The sequence below is a fragment of the Adlercreutzia rubneri genome (genome assembly GCF_009755265.1).
GTDB classification, from domain to species: domain Bacteria; phylum Actinomycetota; class Coriobacteriia; order Coriobacteriales; family Eggerthellaceae; genus Adlercreutzia; species Adlercreutzia rubneri.
In genome coordinates, this window is record NZ_WPOO01000015.1 from 1 (window position 1) to 15,002 (window position 15,002).

10 protein-coding genes and 4 tRNA genes are annotated in these 15,002 nt (G+C 63.4%); 12 read left to right on the forward strand and 2 right to left on the reverse strand.

Going from position 1 to position 15,002, the window contains the following annotated elements; genetic code table 11:
* Positions 1-318: 318 nt before the first annotated feature.
* Both GO707_RS08680 and cimA read left to right on the forward strand, forming a co-directional pair.
* Positions 319-834 carry a GNAT family N-acetyltransferase gene (locus GO707_RS08680; RefSeq protein ID WP_181869692.1) on the forward strand — a complete coding sequence of 172 codons (516 nt, stop codon included), beginning with the start codon at positions 319-321 and terminating at the stop codon, positions 832-834.
* A 104-nt stretch (positions 835-938) separates the two neighbouring features.
* Complete coding sequence (gene cimA / locus GO707_RS08685; RefSeq protein ID WP_114539680.1) at positions 939-2,534, forward strand: citramalate synthase; 1,596 nt, start codon at positions 939-941, stop codon at positions 2,532-2,534.
* Here the strand turns inward: cimA and GO707_RS08690 are convergent.
* Entirely contained in the window at positions 2,531-3,730 is a 1,200-nt protein-coding gene (locus GO707_RS08690; RefSeq protein WP_114539681.1) for a DUF3810 domain-containing protein, read from the reverse strand. The genes cimA and GO707_RS08690 overlap by 4 nt on opposite strands.
* Positions 3,731-3,985: 255 nt before the next feature.
* On the opposite strand from GO707_RS08690, the gene GO707_RS08695 reads away from it, so the two are divergent.
* The 6 genes from GO707_RS08695 (at position 3,986) to GO707_RS08720 (ending at position 10,470) form a co-directional block, all read left to right on the forward strand.
* Positions 3,986-4,062, forward strand: a tRNA-Pro gene (locus GO707_RS08695).
* Between the two features lie 308 nt (positions 4,063-4,370).
* Positions 4,371-5,594: an arginine deiminase gene (gene arcA, locus GO707_RS08700; RefSeq protein WP_114539682.1), complete on the forward strand. Its 1,224-nt coding sequence runs from the start codon at positions 4,371-4,373 to the stop codon at positions 5,592-5,594.
* 98 nt (positions 5,595-5,692) lie between these two features.
* On the forward strand, positions 5,693-6,688 hold the full coding sequence (gene argF / locus GO707_RS08705) for an ornithine carbamoyltransferase (RefSeq protein WP_114539683.1): 996 nt from the start codon (positions 5,693-5,695) through the stop codon (positions 6,686-6,688).
* Between the two features lie 117 nt (positions 6,689-6,805).
* Positions 6,806-8,410 carry a YfcC family protein gene (locus GO707_RS08710; RefSeq protein WP_157012808.1) on the forward strand — a complete coding sequence of 535 codons (1,605 nt, stop codon included), beginning with the start codon at positions 6,806-6,808 and terminating at the stop codon, positions 8,408-8,410.
* Between the two features lie 212 nt (positions 8,411-8,622).
* Positions 8,623-10,350: an arginine--tRNA ligase gene (gene argS / locus GO707_RS08715; protein WP_157012809.1), complete on the forward strand. Its 1,728-nt coding sequence runs from the start codon at positions 8,623-8,625 to the stop codon at positions 10,348-10,350.
* A gap of 45 nt (positions 10,351-10,395) precedes the next feature.
* Positions 10,396-10,470, forward strand: a tRNA-Ile gene (locus GO707_RS08720).
* A gap of 143 nt (positions 10,471-10,613) precedes the next feature.
* Here GO707_RS08720 and GO707_RS08725 read toward each other — a convergent pair.
* Entirely contained in the window at positions 10,614-11,747 is a 1,134-nt protein-coding gene (locus GO707_RS08725) for a DNA/RNA non-specific endonuclease (protein WP_114539686.1), read from the reverse strand.
* A gap of 269 nt (positions 11,748-12,016) precedes the next feature.
* On the opposite strand from GO707_RS08725, the gene GO707_RS08730 reads away from it, so the two are divergent.
* The 4 genes from GO707_RS08730 to GO707_RS08745 all read left to right on the forward strand — a co-directional run bounded on the left by GO707_RS08730 (position 12,017) and on the right by GO707_RS08745 (position 14,986).
* Positions 12,017-12,730, forward strand: coding sequence for a tRNA threonylcarbamoyladenosine dehydratase (locus tag GO707_RS08730; RefSeq protein ID WP_114539687.1), 714 nt, complete (start codon positions 12,017-12,019; stop codon positions 12,728-12,730).
* A 156-nt stretch (positions 12,731-12,886) separates the two neighbouring features.
* Positions 12,887-12,963: transfer RNA gene (locus tag GO707_RS08735), tRNA-His, on the forward strand.
* 78 nt (positions 12,964-13,041) lie between these two features.
* Positions 13,042-13,117, forward strand: a tRNA-Lys gene (locus tag GO707_RS08740).
* Between the two features lie 210 nt (positions 13,118-13,327).
* Complete coding sequence (locus GO707_RS08745) at positions 13,328-14,986, forward strand: NYN domain-containing protein (RefSeq protein WP_157012810.1); 1,659 nt, start codon at positions 13,328-13,330, stop codon at positions 14,984-14,986.
* The last annotated feature ends 16 nt before the right edge of the window (positions 14,987-15,002 follow it).

The following is a 15,002-nucleotide window of genomic DNA, read 5'->3' on the forward strand; positions in this document are numbered from 1 at the left end:
CCAGGGCGGTTTATATCCTGATGCCTCGAAGCAGCAAATCCACGTGCCTTTCTATTCCATATTCTATTATCAACATCCTATCTAAAAGCTTTGGTTTAGTTCTTGACTTCAAATAGCAGGTCTGTCGGGTGTACCTCAGCAGTCCGTCCGACTCTCGCCGATTTCGGACGCGCTTCCCGCGGCGATTGTACGTCGCGGCGCCTCCGCTCCAAGCGCCCCGACCCCTCCTTGCCCAAACCGTTACGCGAGCTAGGGAAGACAGGCGATACAATGGGCAGAAAATCATGGAAGTTGTCAAAAACGAGAGAAGAGGTGCTCATGGACATCGTTGTTGCGCAACCAGGGCACGTGGATGCCGTGGTCGCTATCACCGAGCAGGCCCGGGCCAACATGGCCGCTATGGGCATCGATCAGTGGCAGTGCGGTTATCCCGACCGGAGCACCTGGGAGGCCGACGTGGCGGCAGGTGCTGCCTACGTCGCCCTGGACGAGGGACGGGTGGTGGCCGTGTTCCGCTACGCCGACGAGCCCGAAGCCGCCTATGAGACCCTGGAAGGGGAGTGGCTGACCGACGGCCCCTACGCCACGGTGCACCGCTGCGCCGTGGATCCGACCTGTCGGGGGCGCGGCATCATCGGCGAGCTGTTCGCCTTCGCCTGCGAAAAGGCGGCTGCCGAGGGCATGGCTTCCGTGCGCATCGACACCCATGCCGACAACGCCCCCATGCGCCGGGCGGTGGAGAAGTTCGGCTTCATCCCGTGCGGCGACATCACGCTGAGGGAAGGCCCCGAGGCCGGCGCCCCGCGCATCGCCTTCGAGAAGGTGCTGGGTTAGGCGGTCGAAAAACGGGGTCCTCAACTGCATCGGGAAGGTGAAAACGTGCGGATGACTTTGCGGGCGCTATAATGGCATCCGACCAGAGATCCGGGGAGGCACCTATGACCGCAACGCGCATCTACACCTACGACTCCACCCTGCGCGATGGGGAGCAATGCGAGGGCATCACGCTCTCGCTGGCCGACAAGCTCGCCATCGTGCGGCGCCTTGACGAGTTCGGCATCGACTACATCGAGGGCGGCTTCCCTGCGTCGAACCCCAAGGACGTGGCGTTCTTCCGCGAGGTGGCGGCCATGGACTTGAAGCACGCCCAAATCGCGGCCTTCGGTTCCACCTGCAAGAAGGGCGTGGCGGCGGCCGACGACCCCGGGCTGGCCGACCTCATCGCGTGCGGGGCGCCGGTGGTCACTATCGTGGGGAAGACGTGGGACGCTCAGGTGGAGCGCGCGTTGCAGACGACGCTCGAGGAGAACCTGCGCATGATCGGCGAGTCGGTGGCGCACTTGAAGGCGGCCGGCCGGCATGTGGTGTTCGATGCCGAGCACTACTTCGACGGCTTCAAAGCGAACCGCGACTATGCCCTGGCCTGCGTGGAGGCGGCTGTGGAGGCGGGCGCTGACTCGGTGGATCTTTGCGAGACCAACGGCGGCGCGCTGCCCTTCGAAGTGGAGCAGATCGTCGCGGCCACCTGCGCTGCCTTCCCGGGCCAGGCCTTCGGCATCCACTGCCACAACGACTCCGGTTGCGCGGTGGCCAACACGCTCGCGGCCGTGTGCGCCGGCGCCACGAGCGTGCAGGGCACGGTGAACGGCATCGGCGAGCGCGTAGGCAACACCGATCTGCTCACGGTCATTGCCGATCTGGAGCTGAAAATGGACGCGCGCTGTGTGGGAGGCCACAGCCTCACCCAGCTCACGTCCGTGGCCCAGTACGTGGCCGAGCTCTGCAACGTGTCGGTGCCGGCGCACCATCCCTACACCGGCTCTTCGGCCTTCGCCCACAAGGGTGGCCTGCACGCGAGCGCCATTGCGCGGTTTCCCGCCGCCTACGAGCACGTGAGCCCGGCGGCGGTGGGCAACGCGAGCCGCACGGTGGTGAGCGAGCTGGCGGGGAAGGCCTCGCTGCTCGCGAAGGCGAAAAACCTCGGGTTCGACCTGGCGGCGGCCGGTGTGGACGTGCAGGCCGTGCTCGACGACATCAAGGCGCGGGAGGCGGCCGGGTTCACCTACGAGGTGGCCGATGGCTCGTTGGGGCTTCTGCTCATGCGCCATCTGGGGCTGTACGCGCCCGCCTTCACCCTGGAGAGCTTCCGCGTCATCGTGGACGACCGCGAGGACACGGGAGCCCTGGCCAAAGACGCGCTGTCCGAGGCCACGGTGAAGATTCACGTGGGGGAGGGGCGCTTCGTGGCCACGGGCGAGAGCGCCGGCCCCGTGGGCGCGCTCGACGCCGCGCTGCGCATGGCCATCCTGGAGTCGTACCCGCAGGTGGCGGCCATGGAGCTTACGGACTACAAGGTGCGCCTGCTCGACGAGTCCCAAGGCACCGATGCCATCACGCGGGTGACCATCACCGCCACCGACGGCGTTGATACCTGGGGCACCGTGGGCGTCTCGGAAAACGTCATCGAGGCCTCCTGGAACGCGCTCGTCGATTCCCTGGAATACGGCCTTTTCCGCGCCCGCGTGCGCGCCTAGCCCTCCTGTCGGGCCTCGGCGAGGAGGAGGTCTACCATGCGGCCGTAGCTGCGGGTGCCGTCTTGCTGCTGGTTGGCCTTCAGATAGGCGTTGTTGGCGGCGTTCGAGGCTTCGGCCACGGGGCCTTCGAAATGCTTCAGATACTCAGCGCGTGCCCGACGGTCGGCTTTCACCTCTTCCGACAGCCCGTCGTTCACGGCAACGGCCGTATCGCGATCCGCCTTGACGAGCGCCGAGAGCGCGTAGTCGTAGGCCAGCGAATAGCCGCTGTAGCGTGTCAGCGGGTCACTTGCGTCCTTGCAGGCGAGGTATCCGATGAAGTTCGCCTCGTCCTCGCGCATGAATCCGCACTGGTGGGCCATCTCGTGTCCCATGGTGGCGGGGATGGTGAAGAACGGCCCGTCGGTGTTGATGTTCGACTCCACGGTGAAGGGGAAGTACATGCCGGCGATGTCGGCGTAGCTCATCAGCTCCGAGAAGAGCACGGGCTTGGGAGGGGAGTACAGCGGACGGGCGAGTGCCGGATAGCGCTCGGCCAGGGCCTCCATGTTCGCGACGGTCTCGTGGGAGTAGGTCCAGAAGCCGCCGCGGGATTCGGCGTACTCATTGGGAATCGCAGCCGCATCGGCGTCGGTTCGGGCGGTGCCTTCGGCGCCCGTCGTCGCGTCGCCGCCATTCGGCTCCGATTCCTTGGTCGCGCCGGCTGCCGCAGTTACCTCGGCACGCGTCTCGTTCATGTTAGCGGCCAGGTTCTCGCAGAGCACTGTCAGCTCGGCGGTGGAAGATTCCCTCAGCTCGAATCCGGCGTCCTCGGCGAAGGTGTGGCGGTAATAGTTCAGCCCGCACATGAGGGCGAAGATGCAGTAGGCCACCGATAGCACGGCGAGCATTGTGGCGACCGCGCGCCACGCCACGAACCGTCGCCGACCGCGTCCACGTACGAAGGCCACGAGGTAGAAGACGAGCCATCCGACGCAGAACGCGAGTGCCGCCACCACGATCCACTGCGCCACCGAGAACGGCGCCAGCGACGGCAGAAACCCCCACGCCGATGACAACCACGGGTAGATGCCCCGCGAGAACCACGTCTCGGTGAGCGACGGGTTCGCGCTCGCCACCCAGGTCAGCACAAGCGCGGCCGCGCCGGGCAGCAAAAGCCAAAGCCGCTTCAGCCGGTATGTCTCGGATTTTTCCATAGACGCTATTATGCAGGTGTGCGGGGGCACAAGCAAAAGAAGACTTACATGGTAATGGTTTTGTTTCCGTGTTTGAGAACCCAAAGATTTTGTGCAGGATTTTGCGTTTGGGAGAGTCGCACGCTCCCTGCGAGCTCTCCCAAACGCAAAATCTTGCACCGAAAAGGCCCATAAGGAGTTCCGAGGCTCTCCCAAACGCAAAATCCTGCGCTTTTGCTCGTTAGCGAGGGTTCTGCTATACTTTCCGCGCTATTTCGGGACGTGGCGCAGTCTGGTAGCGCGCCTGCTTTGGGAGCAGGATGTCGCAGGTTCGAATCCTGTCGTCCCGACCATGAATTTAGGCTGCGAGCCCTGCCGAGCAATCACGTTTGGCAGGGCTCGCCTTTCCCTTACCAAAAAGCTCACCGAAAATAAAGAGCTGTCGGCCGATTTGCAGGTGACAAATAGGTGTCATCTCGTTTGCGCTGAGACAACTAAAGCCCCGGGCACCTGGAGCGACCCACAAGTTGTGGGACAGTAGATGCCGTCAAACACAACAGACCTTGTTACGACTTGGCGAGCCTCTGCTCTCGAAGCCGCGTGAGATCTTGTGTGGCTGGCACGTTTCTATCTGTATCCGATCTAGGATAGGAGAGCTTCTATGCAAGGAGTAAACGTCAAAAGCGAGATCGGCAATCTCAAGAAGGTCATCCTTCACCGCCCCGGCGACGAGTTGCTGAACCTCACCCCGAACACCTTGGAAGAGCTGCTGTTCGACGACATCCCGTTCCTTCCCGTGGCCCAGGAAGAGCATGACGCCTTCGCGAAGATCCTTCGCGACGAGGGCGTCGAGGTCGTGTATCTGGAGGACCTCATGGCCGAGGTCCTGGACGCCAAGCCCGAGCTGCGCAAGCAGTTCCTCGATCAGTGGATCTATGAGGCCGGCATCCGCACCGACATGTACCACGACATCATCACCGACTACATCGAGAGCAACTACCCCGGCAACAAGGAAATGGTCATGAAGACCATGGCCGGCATCAACCTGCAGGAGCTGCCCCAGAAGGACACCCACCTGCTCGTCGACATGGTGTCCGACCGCTGCAAGCTGGTCTGCGCCCCGATGCCGAACCTGTACTTCACCCGCGACCCGTTCGCGATGATCGGCAACGGCGTGTCCATCAACCGCATGTACAGCCAGACGCGTAACCGCGAGACCATCTACGGCGATTACATCTTCAAGAATCACCCCGATTTCGTGGGCACCCCCGAGTATTACAGCCGCAACGACACCTTCCACATCGAGGGCGGCGACATCCTGAACATCAACGAGCACGTGCTGGCCATCGGCATCTCCCAGCGCACCGAGCCCGACGCCATCGACCACATCGCTCACAACATCTTCAACGACGAGACGAGCCCGATCGACACCATCCTGGCGTTCAACATCCCGGTGTCCCGCGCCTTCATGCACCTCGATACCGTGTTCACGCAGATCGACCGCGATAAGTTCACCATTCATCCCGGCATCATGGGTCCGCTGACCGTCTTCGAGATCACCCCGGACGGCAAGGGCGGCACCAAGATCCGCGAGCGCAACGAGGATCTGGAGTCCGTGCTCTCCGAGTACGTCGGCGAGAAGGTCACGCTCATCCCCTGCGGCGGCGGCGACCGCATCGCGGCCGAGCGCGAGCAGTGGAACGACGGCTCCAACACCCTGTGCGTCCGTCCCGGCACCGTGGTGGTCTATCAGCGCAACAACGTCACCAACGACGTGCTGTACAAGAACGGCATCAACTGCCTGGTCATGCCGTCCGCCGAGCTCTCCCGCGGCCGTGGCGGCCCGCGCTGCATGTCCATGCCGGCCTGGCGCGAGGCGCTGTAAGGCAATCCATCGCGCGGCTTGAAGCGCTGCGCATTGCTTGAGAATTTCCCGGCGGCCGGCCTGTCGGTCGGCCGCCATCTCATTGAAAGGAACGTATTATGCCCGTGAATATTTCCGGTCAGTCCTACCTCCGCCTGCTCGATTTCTCCACCGAGCAGATCGAGTACCTGCTGAAGCTCTCCAAGAACTTCAAGGACTTGAAGCGCACCGGCACCCCGCACCGCTACCTCGAGGGCAAGAACATCGTTCTCTTGTTCCAGAAGACCTCCACGCGCACCCGCTGCGCCTTCGAGGTGGGCGCCATGGACCTCGGCATGGGCGTGACCTACCTTGATCCCGGTTCTTCCCAGATGGGCAAGAAGGAGTCCATCGAGGACACCGCCCGCGTGCTCGGCCGCTTCTACGACGGCATCGAGTTCCGCGGCTTCGCCCAGTCCGACGTGGAGGAGCTTGCCGACAAGGCCGGCGTTCCGGTGTGGAACGGCCTGACCGATATGTGGCACCCCACCCAGATGCTCGCCGACGCGCTGACCGTGCAGGAGAACTTCAACTACGACATCAAGGGTCTGAAGTTCGTCTTCTTCGGCGATCTGAAGAACAACATGGGCCGCTCGCTCATGGTGATGTGCGCCAAGCTCGGCATGAACTTCGTCGGCTGCGGCCCGAAGGACTGCTGGATGGACGAGGAGCTCATCAAGACCTGCGAGCAGATCGCCGCTGAGAACGGCTGCACCGTGAAGTGCACCGAGGACGTGAAGGAAGCCGCCACCGACGCCGACGTCATCTACACCGACGTGTGGGTGTCCATGGGCGAGCCCGACGAGGTGTGGGCGCAGCGCATCAAGCAGCTCGAGCCCTACCGCGTGACCACCGAGATCATGGCCATGGCCAAGTCCACGGCCATATTCCTGCACTGCCTGCCGGCCTTCCACGACACCAACACCACCACCGGCGCCGACATCGCGAAGCGCTTCGGCGTGACGGAGATGGAAGTGGAAGACGACGTGTTCGAGTCGAAGCAGTCGAAGGTCTTCGACGAGGCCGAGAACCGCATGCACACCATCAAGGCCGTCATGTACGCCACCCTGCAGTAGCTTTCGTACCGCTACGGTAGCTGGCACATAGTTCGACACCTCGGGGCCGTGCGGAGTCGGGAGGGGAACCGCACGGCCCCCGTGTTTTGTCAGTCATTCGATTAAGGAGGGATAACCATGGCAGCTGCAGAGAAAGGCAAGAAAAAGAGGGCGCCTCTGTCCTCGTTCACCATCTTGCTCATCATCTTGGTGGTTCTGGCGATTGTCACTGTTATCATGTCTGCGTCGGGCGTCGAGGGCGTCCAGGGCGCGACGCTTTCCCAGGTGCTCACCGCGCCCGTGTTCGGCTTCCAGGACGCCATCGGCGTGTGCCTGTTCGTCATGATCCTGGGCGGCTTTCTGGGCATCGTCACCGAGACCGGCGCCCTTGACGCCGGCATCGCGGCCCTCGTGCACAAGCTGAAGGGCAACGAGCTCGTGCTCATCCCGATTTTGATGGCGATCTTCTCCATCGGCGGCACCACCTACGGCATGTGCGAGGAGACGGTGCCCTTCTACCTGCTGCTCGCCGCCACCATGGTGGCCGCCGGCTTCGACAGCCTGACCGGCGCGGCCGTGGTGCTGCTCGGCGCCGGCGTCGGTGTTATGGGCTCCACCGTGAACCCGTTCGCCGTCGGCGTGGCCGTCGATGCCCTGAACGGCATCGGCGTGTCCGTGAACCAGGGCATCATCATCGCTCTCGGCGTGATCATCTGGCTCGTGTCGCTGGCCATCGCCATCGTCTTCGTGATGCGCTACGCCAAGAAGGTGAAGGCCGACAAGGGTTCCACCTTCCTGTCGTTGCAGGAGCAGCAGGCGATGATGGACGAGTGGGGGCTGAAGGAGTCCGAGACCGAGGCCGCCGATGACGATGCCGCTGCGACGCCCAAGATGTCCGGCCGCCAGAAGTGGTCGCTCATCGTATTCGCGCTCACCTTCGTCATCATGATCGTCTCGTTCATTCCCTGGGCCGACCTCGGCGTCACCATCTTCGACGCCGGCGCCACCACCCAGGAAGTGACGACCACGATGACCGGCGATGAGATCGCGACCTTCATCGACGACGCCAACGACGGCGCCACTACGACCACCATCGCCGAGCCCGTTGAGGCCACCTCGGTATCCGAGGAGGAGGTCACCCCGGCCTGGTCTTCCTTCCTGACCGGCGTGCCGCTGGGTAGCTGGTACTTCGACGAGGCCTCCACGTGGTTCCTGCTCATGGCGCTCATCATCGGCGTCATCGGCGGCGTGTCCGAGAGCCGCTTCGTGAAGGCGTTCATTAACGGCGCCGCCGACATGATGTCGGTCGTGCTCATCATCGCGCTGGCCCGCTCCATCACCGTGCTCATGGCCAAGACGGGCCTTGACATGTGGATCCTGAACAACGCCGCCGCGGCGCTGACGGGCATGTCGGCGATCATCTTCGCGCCCTTGTCCTTCCTGCTCTACATCGTGCTGTCCTTCCTGATCCCGTCCTCCTCCGGCATGGCGACGGTCTCCATCCCGATTCTGGGCGGCCTGGCCCACCAGCTGAACTTCTCGGTCGAGACCATGGTCATGATCTACTCCGCTGGCAACGGTCTTGTGAACCTGTTCACGCCGACCTCCGGCGCCATCATGGGCGGTTTGGCCCTTGCCAAGGTGGAGTACTCCACGTGGCTCAAATTCGGCGCCAAGCTGTTCGTGGCTCTCGGCGTGGTCTGCATCGTGATCCTCACGGCGGCCATGGTGATCCTGTCGTAGCATCCAAGGCGAGCGACTGGTTTTGTGCGGTTGCGCAGTTCTGACCTGCGGAACCGTTAGCGGGAGCGCCCGGGCACAGTGCTCGGGCGCTCCTGTTTTTCTCGGGCCATTCATGCTATTATGGCCGCTTATAGGCGCGATTGGGTACGGCACAGCCCGCGCGCGTGGTAACGCCGACGTACTGAAGACGTACAGAAGAGGAAGTTAGATCAATGGAAATTCGCGAATCCCTCGAAGCGATCATCGACGCCGCGATCGACGCGGCCCGTGCCGACGGCTCGTTGCAGCTGGAGGAGGCACCCGAGGCGGCCCTCGAGCGACCCCGCGACGAGGCCAACGGCGATTGGGCGAGCACGGTGGCCCTGCGCGTGTCCAAGCTGGCTCACAAGAGCCCCCGCGAGATCGCCCAGATCATCGTGGATCACATTCCCGAAAACGACATGATCGCCTCCGTGGAGATAGCCGGCCCGGGCTTCATTAACATCCGCCTGTCGGATGCGGTGCTGCAGGGTGTGGTACGCGAGGTGCGCGAGGAGGGCGACAATTTCGGTCGCGGTACCATCCCCGAGGGCGAGCGCTACGTGAACCTCGAGTACGTGTCCGCCAACCCCACTGGCCCCTTCCACGTGGGCCATGGCCGCTGGGCGTCGCTCGGCGATGCCATGGCGCGCGTCATGCGCCACGGCGGCTATGATGTGTACGAGGAGTACTACATCAACGACCACGGCAACCAGATGGACGTGTTCGGCAACTCCGTGAACGTGCGCTACCAGCAGCTGCTCGGCCGCGACGTGGAGATGCCCGAGGCCTGCTACGGCGGCGCCTATGTGAAGGACATCGCCCAGGACATCATCGACCGCGACGGCGACAAGTGGCTTTCCGTCTCCGACGAGGAGCGCGTGGAGGCCTTCCGCGAGATGGCCTACGACATGACGCTTAAGAACCAGCGCGAGGTGCTAGCCAACTTCGGCACCACCTTCGACAAGTGGTTCTCCGAGCGCTCGCTGTACGTGGAGGACGAGAACGGCGAGAGCGCCGTGTCCCGCTCGCTGGACGCCATGCGCGAGAAGGGCTACCTCTACGAGAAGGACGGCGCGCTGTGGTTCCGCTCGACGGATTTGGGCGACGACAAGGACCGCGTGCTCATCAAGGGCGACGGCGAGGCCACCTATTTCATGAGCGACGTGGCCTACCACTACGACAAGATGATGCGCGGCTTCGACCACCTTATCGATCTGTGGGGCGCCGACCACCACGGCTACATCAAGCGCTGCGAGTGCATGCTCGAGGCCTGGGGCTGGCCTGGGGCGCTGGAGGTGCAGCTGGGGCAGCTCGTGAACCTGTTCCGCGATGGCAAGGCCGTGCGCATGTCCAAGCGCACCGGCGAGATGGTCACCTTCGAGGAGCTCATCGACGAGGTGGGCGTGGATGCCACCCGCTACCTCATGCTCTCCCGCTCGGCTGACCAGCCCATCGACTTCGATATCGAGGTGGCGAAGAAGAAGGACGCCTCCAACCCGGTGTACTACGTGCAGTACGCCCACGCGCGCATCTGCTCCATCCTGCGCAAGGCGGCCGATGAGGCCGACGCCGCCGCCGTCGAGGCGGGGGAGATGACGATGGGCGAGCTCGCCGAGAAGATCATTCCCGAGGATTGCGACCTGACGCCGCTCACCCATCCCTCCGAGCTGGCGCTCATGCGCAAGATGGCCGACTTCGGCAACCTCATCGCCCTGGCGGCCCGCGACCGCGCGCCGTTCCGCCTGACCCACTACGCGCAGGATCTGGCGTCGCTGTTCCACCAGTTCTACACCAACTGCCACGTGCTCACCGACGACGCCGACGTGCAGACGGCGCGTTTGGCCCTGTGCGACGCCACCCGCATCGTGCTGGCCTTGACGCTGAACCTGCTGGGCGTGTCGGCTCCGGTGAAGATGTAGGTTTGGCGAGCCTGGCCGACTTGCGCTAGAATAGCCAACGCATCTGGGGCTGTAGCTCAACGGTGGAGCAGGGGACTCATAATCCCTTGGTTCTCGGTTCGAATCCGGGCGGCCCTACCAAGAAACACCAGGTCGGAAGCTTATTGCTTCCGACCTTTTCTTTACTTATGGGGGTTAAATCGGGCAAAAACCCAGAATTGGTCCAGACCTTCCCGCTGAGCTCTTTGGCATACGGCGGGATCACCGCTTCCCGATGTCGATGCCTACGGGTTGCAGCGCTTGCAGGGGTCGTAGCCCTTCGCGATGAGGTTTTCGCGGGTGTCCTCGACGTCCTCGCGGTTCTTGGGGCTCATCTGATCCACGGACGAGCAGCTCGGCAGGTGGAACTTCTTCGAGTTCGTGTTCAGCACGTACTCGGTCGTACCTTTGCCCTCGGCGGAGCCCGTCGCGCCCTTCTCGGACGCTTCGCCGGCGCCGGCGCCTTCGCTTGCGGTGTCGGGCGCGCTTTCGGCTCCCGACACGTCGGGGAGGGGGGTGGCATCCTCCTCGAGCATCGATTCACCCGTGCCGTAGTCGATGACCACGCCCGGCTGCACGTTGTAGCAGAAGACGTTGAAGGCCACGCCCTCGCCGCCATCTTCCACGGACTCCGCCATCATGTGCACGCCGCGGGCCACCAGCTCGCTTCCCTCGAAGACGGGCATCACGGCCATGAGTACGTGGTTGCCTGTGGCATCCACATAGTCGGCCACGGCATTCTCGAAGGGCAGCATGCCCTGGACGTTTAAATAGCGTGTACCGGTGATGAGGTTTCGCTCGTTGGCATTCTCGCCCGTGAGCTGGTAGCCCAGAAGATGGCACCGGTTGAACAGGTACTTGCCCTCCACGAAATCGTACTTGGCCATCTGCCAGCCGGAGGGGCGCACCTCGCCGATGGAGCCTCGCTTCTCCGTTGGCTGGGTCTCGGGTCCTACCACGGCGAAGGCGGCGGTGCAACGGCCCAACTCATCCAGCTCGCCGTAATGCTCGTGCCCGGGTTCGGCGGCGCGCTGCTCATCGGTGAATGTCGGCTCGCCGTCGTTCACGTAGACGTAGGGATTGCCCTCGAAGGCGGGGACATCGCGATAGCTGAGGACGCCATCGTCGGTCACAGGTCGATTTTCGCCAACAGCCTCAGTTTCCTGCTGGTTTGTATCCTCTGCGGGAGCACTCTGGGGTTCTTGCGGGCCGTCGGGCGTCCCCGTGCTCGCAAGCTCGGGGGTCGGTTCGCCGGGCGGTGCCTCATTGCCTGCCGTCGAGGCGCTGCATCCGGTCGCAAGGGCAATCGAAAGCAAGAGCGTCAGAGCGATGCCGATGACGGGGGTATGGTTTTCTTGCTGCGGGGATCGTTGGGGCATGATCTTCTCCTAATCGGGGTCGCAAGCGCCCTCCCGACAAAAAATTGCGATAAAATGGTCAAAAAACCGAGTTGTGAGTCCTGATCGTAAGATTTCGACGTTACTTTGCCTAGTTTAACGCCTTTCTTCCGCAGTTTGCTGGCAAAAATGGGCAGTTTGGTTCCCCCGAAAGACTCAAAACTCGGTTTTTTGACCAATTTTTGCGAAACTTTATGCAAGAGCGCACGCATCCGGCATCCGACGCTCTTTAGGGAAGGTGGGAGTGCGCCGTGGACGACCTCTTCGCGCGGACGCGATTGCTGCTGGGGCAGGACGGCCTCGACCGCTTGGCAGCGGCGCGGGTGGCCGTGTTCGGTGTTGGCGGCGTGGGCGGCTACGTGGTGGAGGCGCTGGCCCGCAGCGGCGTGGGCGCGCTCGATCTGATCGACTCCGACACGGTGGATGCCACCAACCTAAACCGACAGATCATCGCCACGGTAGACGCCATCGGGCGTTCGAAAGTGGAAGTGGCAGCTGAGCGCGTGGCTTCCATCAACCCGTCGTGCGTCGTGCGGGCGCACCAATGCTTCTTCCTTCCCGAAACGGCCGGCCAGTTCGATTTCGCGGCCTTCGACTACGTGGTGGACGCCGTAGATACGGTAAGTGCGAAGATCGCCCTGGTGGAGGCGGCCTTTGCGGCGCGAGTGCCCATCGTGTCTTCTATGGGCGCCGGCAACAAGCTCGATCCGACGGCGTTTCGAGTGGCGGACGTCTACGAGACCTCGGTCGATCCGCTCGCCCGCGTCATGCGCCGCGAACTGCGTCGTCGTGGCATTCCGTCGTTGAAGGTGGTTTACTCCACCGAGCCGCCGCTCGCTCCCCTTGGCGACGATGGGGCGGTGAAGAACGGTACGCGCCCGGCACCCGGCTCGGTCGCTTTCGTTCCCTCGGTGGCCGGCCTCATCCTCGGCGGCGAAGTGGTGAAGGATTTGGCGACACGCTAGAGAGTGACGTCGCCCGTTCTTCGGCGTTGGCGTTTTGCGGATCAGCTGCGGGGTAGTGAGGGCGGGAGCGGCGCCCACGGCGCGGGGAGTGGCACGGGAAAAATAATCCTTGCGTCCCGACGCTCCGTTGCCTATAATTCTGCCTTGCGCGAAATGGTGGGTGTGGCCTAGTTGGCTAAGGCGCCAGATTGTGGCTCTGGAGATCGTGGGTTCGAGTCCCATCATCCACCCCAGCGCGTTTGAAAATTTAGGGCTTGCAATTCTGAAAAGCTTCGCCTAGAATATTCAAGCGCTTTGCGCAGGAACCAAGTGCACCATTAGCTTAGTTGGTAGAGCAGGGGACTCTTAATCCCAAGGTCGAAGGTTCGAGTCCTTCATGGTGCACCACTGAAACATCAGGCCAGCGGCTCATCGTCGCTGGCCTTTTTACTGCATGGGGTGCGCCTATCCCACAGCTACCCGCAACGCAAGGGCGGCCGTCGGCCCTTCCCAACGTTACGTCTCGACCCAAGTCCAAGATAGGGGCAGCATTTTGGGCCGAAATGTGCCATACTAAACGCCAAAGCCCCCTTATCTCAAGCAAGGAACTTATCTCCTATGGAACCAAAGACTACTACCGAATCGTCGGATCGCCGCTTCGCGCTGCTCATCGACGCGGACAACGTGTCGGCGCGCTACTTGAAGCCGATCTTAAACGAGCTGTCGAAGTACGGCACCGTCACCATCAAGCGCATCTACGGCGACTGGACGCTCACCCTGCACGCGAAATGGAAGGACGCGCTGCTGGAGAACTCCATCACGCCCATCCAGCAGTTCGGCTACACCCAGGGCAAGAACGCCACGGATTCCGCCATGATCATCGACGCCATGGACATCCTCTACACCGACAACGTCGATGGCTTCTGCCTCGTGTCCAGCGACTCGGACTTCACGCGCCTGGCCAGCCGTTTGCGCGAGAGCGGGCGCATGGTCATCGGCATGGGGGAGAAGAAGACCCCCACGCCCTTCCGGCGCGCCTGCGACGTGTTCACCACGCTCGAGCTGCTCGTGCAGAACAAGCGCAACGAGAAGGGCGGCGGCAGCAACGCGGTGCCGAAGGACTCCGTGGAGCAGGCCGTGGTGGACATCATCACCGACAACCAGAACAACGGCAAGGCCACTGGCTTGGGCGAGATCGGCAGCCGCCTGCAGAAGCGCTACCCCGATTTCGACGTGCGCAGCTACGGCACGAACCTGCTCTCGAAGCTGCTCGAGGAGTTCACGCGGGTGCGCATCACCAAAGACCACAGTTCGGTCACCGTGGAACTCGCCGAGGGCGAGGAGCGCCCCGAGAAGGCGGAGAAGCCCGAGCGTGCGGGGAAGCCCGAGAAGGCCGCGAAGGCCGCGAAGGTCGCTAAGGCAGAAGAGGCTGCCGACGTCGCCTCTGAGCTCGATGGAGAGGCGGCCGCGACTGAGGCGTCCTCGGCCGAGGCCGAGAAGCCCGAGATGGAGAAGTCCGAGATGGAGAAGCCCGAGAAGCCGAATCGCCGCTCGCGCAGCCATCGCGGTACGCGCCGGGTTGCGACGAAGGCCGTGGGGCGTTTGTCGGAGGGCCGCCAGGCCGCCGCGGCGTTGCCCGAGGGCGAAGCGGAGCAGTCGGATGTCTCCACCGAAGTGGCGGTGGAGGTGCCGGCGTCCGAGGCCGTCGAAGTGGTCGTGGAGGCAGCGCCGGAGACAGAACCTGTGGCACCGGAGGCTCAGAAGGACGTGCGGCCCGGCCGCCGCGCCCGCGCCGAGCGCAAGACCCGCCAGACGAAGAAAGCCGATGCCACCGAAGAGGCGAAGGCGCGCGAGACGAAGGAACCGACGGAGGCCGAGAAGCCCGCGGAGACGGAAAAGCCGACGCGGCGCCGCCAGGCGGCCAAGTCGAAGGCGGAGGAGAACCCGGCCGCCAAGAAGACTGCCGCGAAGAAGGAGACCGCCAAGAAGACTGCCGCGAAGAAGAACACGGTCAAGAAGGAGGTCCCCCAGAAGGCGCCGGCTCGCAAGAAGAAGCCCGCGGGCGACACCCCGGCCGGCTACATCCGCGAGCTGGTGGCCGGCGCTGGCGCCGAGGGCATCATGCTCTCCACCATCACCGACGCCCTGCGTGCCAAGTTCAAGGACTTCAAGGTGCGCGACCTCGGCTATTCCCAGATGCGCCAGTACATGGCCTCGGTGGGAGATTACGAGCTGGAGAAGAGCGGCCGCAACTTCCGCGTGCGCCTTTCCCAATAGGCCGCCATGCTCTAAA

Coding starts and splice junctions, on each gene's coding strand:
- GO707_RS08680 (WP_181869692.1), top strand. CDS start 319: ATGGACATCGTTGTTGCGCAACCAGGGCACGTGGATGCCGTGGTCGCT.
- cimA (WP_114539680.1), top strand. CDS start 939: ATGACCGCAACGCGCATCTACACCTACGACTCCACCCTGCGCGATGGG.
- GO707_RS08690 (WP_114539681.1), bottom strand. CDS start 3,730: ATGGAAAAATCCGAGACATACCGGCTGAAGCGGCTTTGGCTTTTGCTG.
- arcA (WP_114539682.1), top strand. CDS start 4,371: ATGCAAGGAGTAAACGTCAAAAGCGAGATCGGCAATCTCAAGAAGGTC.
- argF (WP_114539683.1), top strand. CDS start 5,693: ATGCCCGTGAATATTTCCGGTCAGTCCTACCTCCGCCTGCTCGATTTC.
- GO707_RS08710 (WP_157012808.1), top strand. CDS start 6,806: ATGGCAGCTGCAGAGAAAGGCAAGAAAAAGAGGGCGCCTCTGTCCTCG.
- argS (WP_157012809.1), top strand. CDS start 8,623: ATGGAAATTCGCGAATCCCTCGAAGCGATCATCGACGCCGCGATCGAC.
- GO707_RS08725 (WP_114539686.1), bottom strand. CDS start 11,747: ATGCCCCAACGATCCCCGCAGCAAGAAAACCATACCCCCGTCATCGGC.
- GO707_RS08745 (WP_157012810.1), top strand. CDS start 13,328: ATGGAACCAAAGACTACTACCGAATCGTCGGATCGCCGCTTCGCGCTG.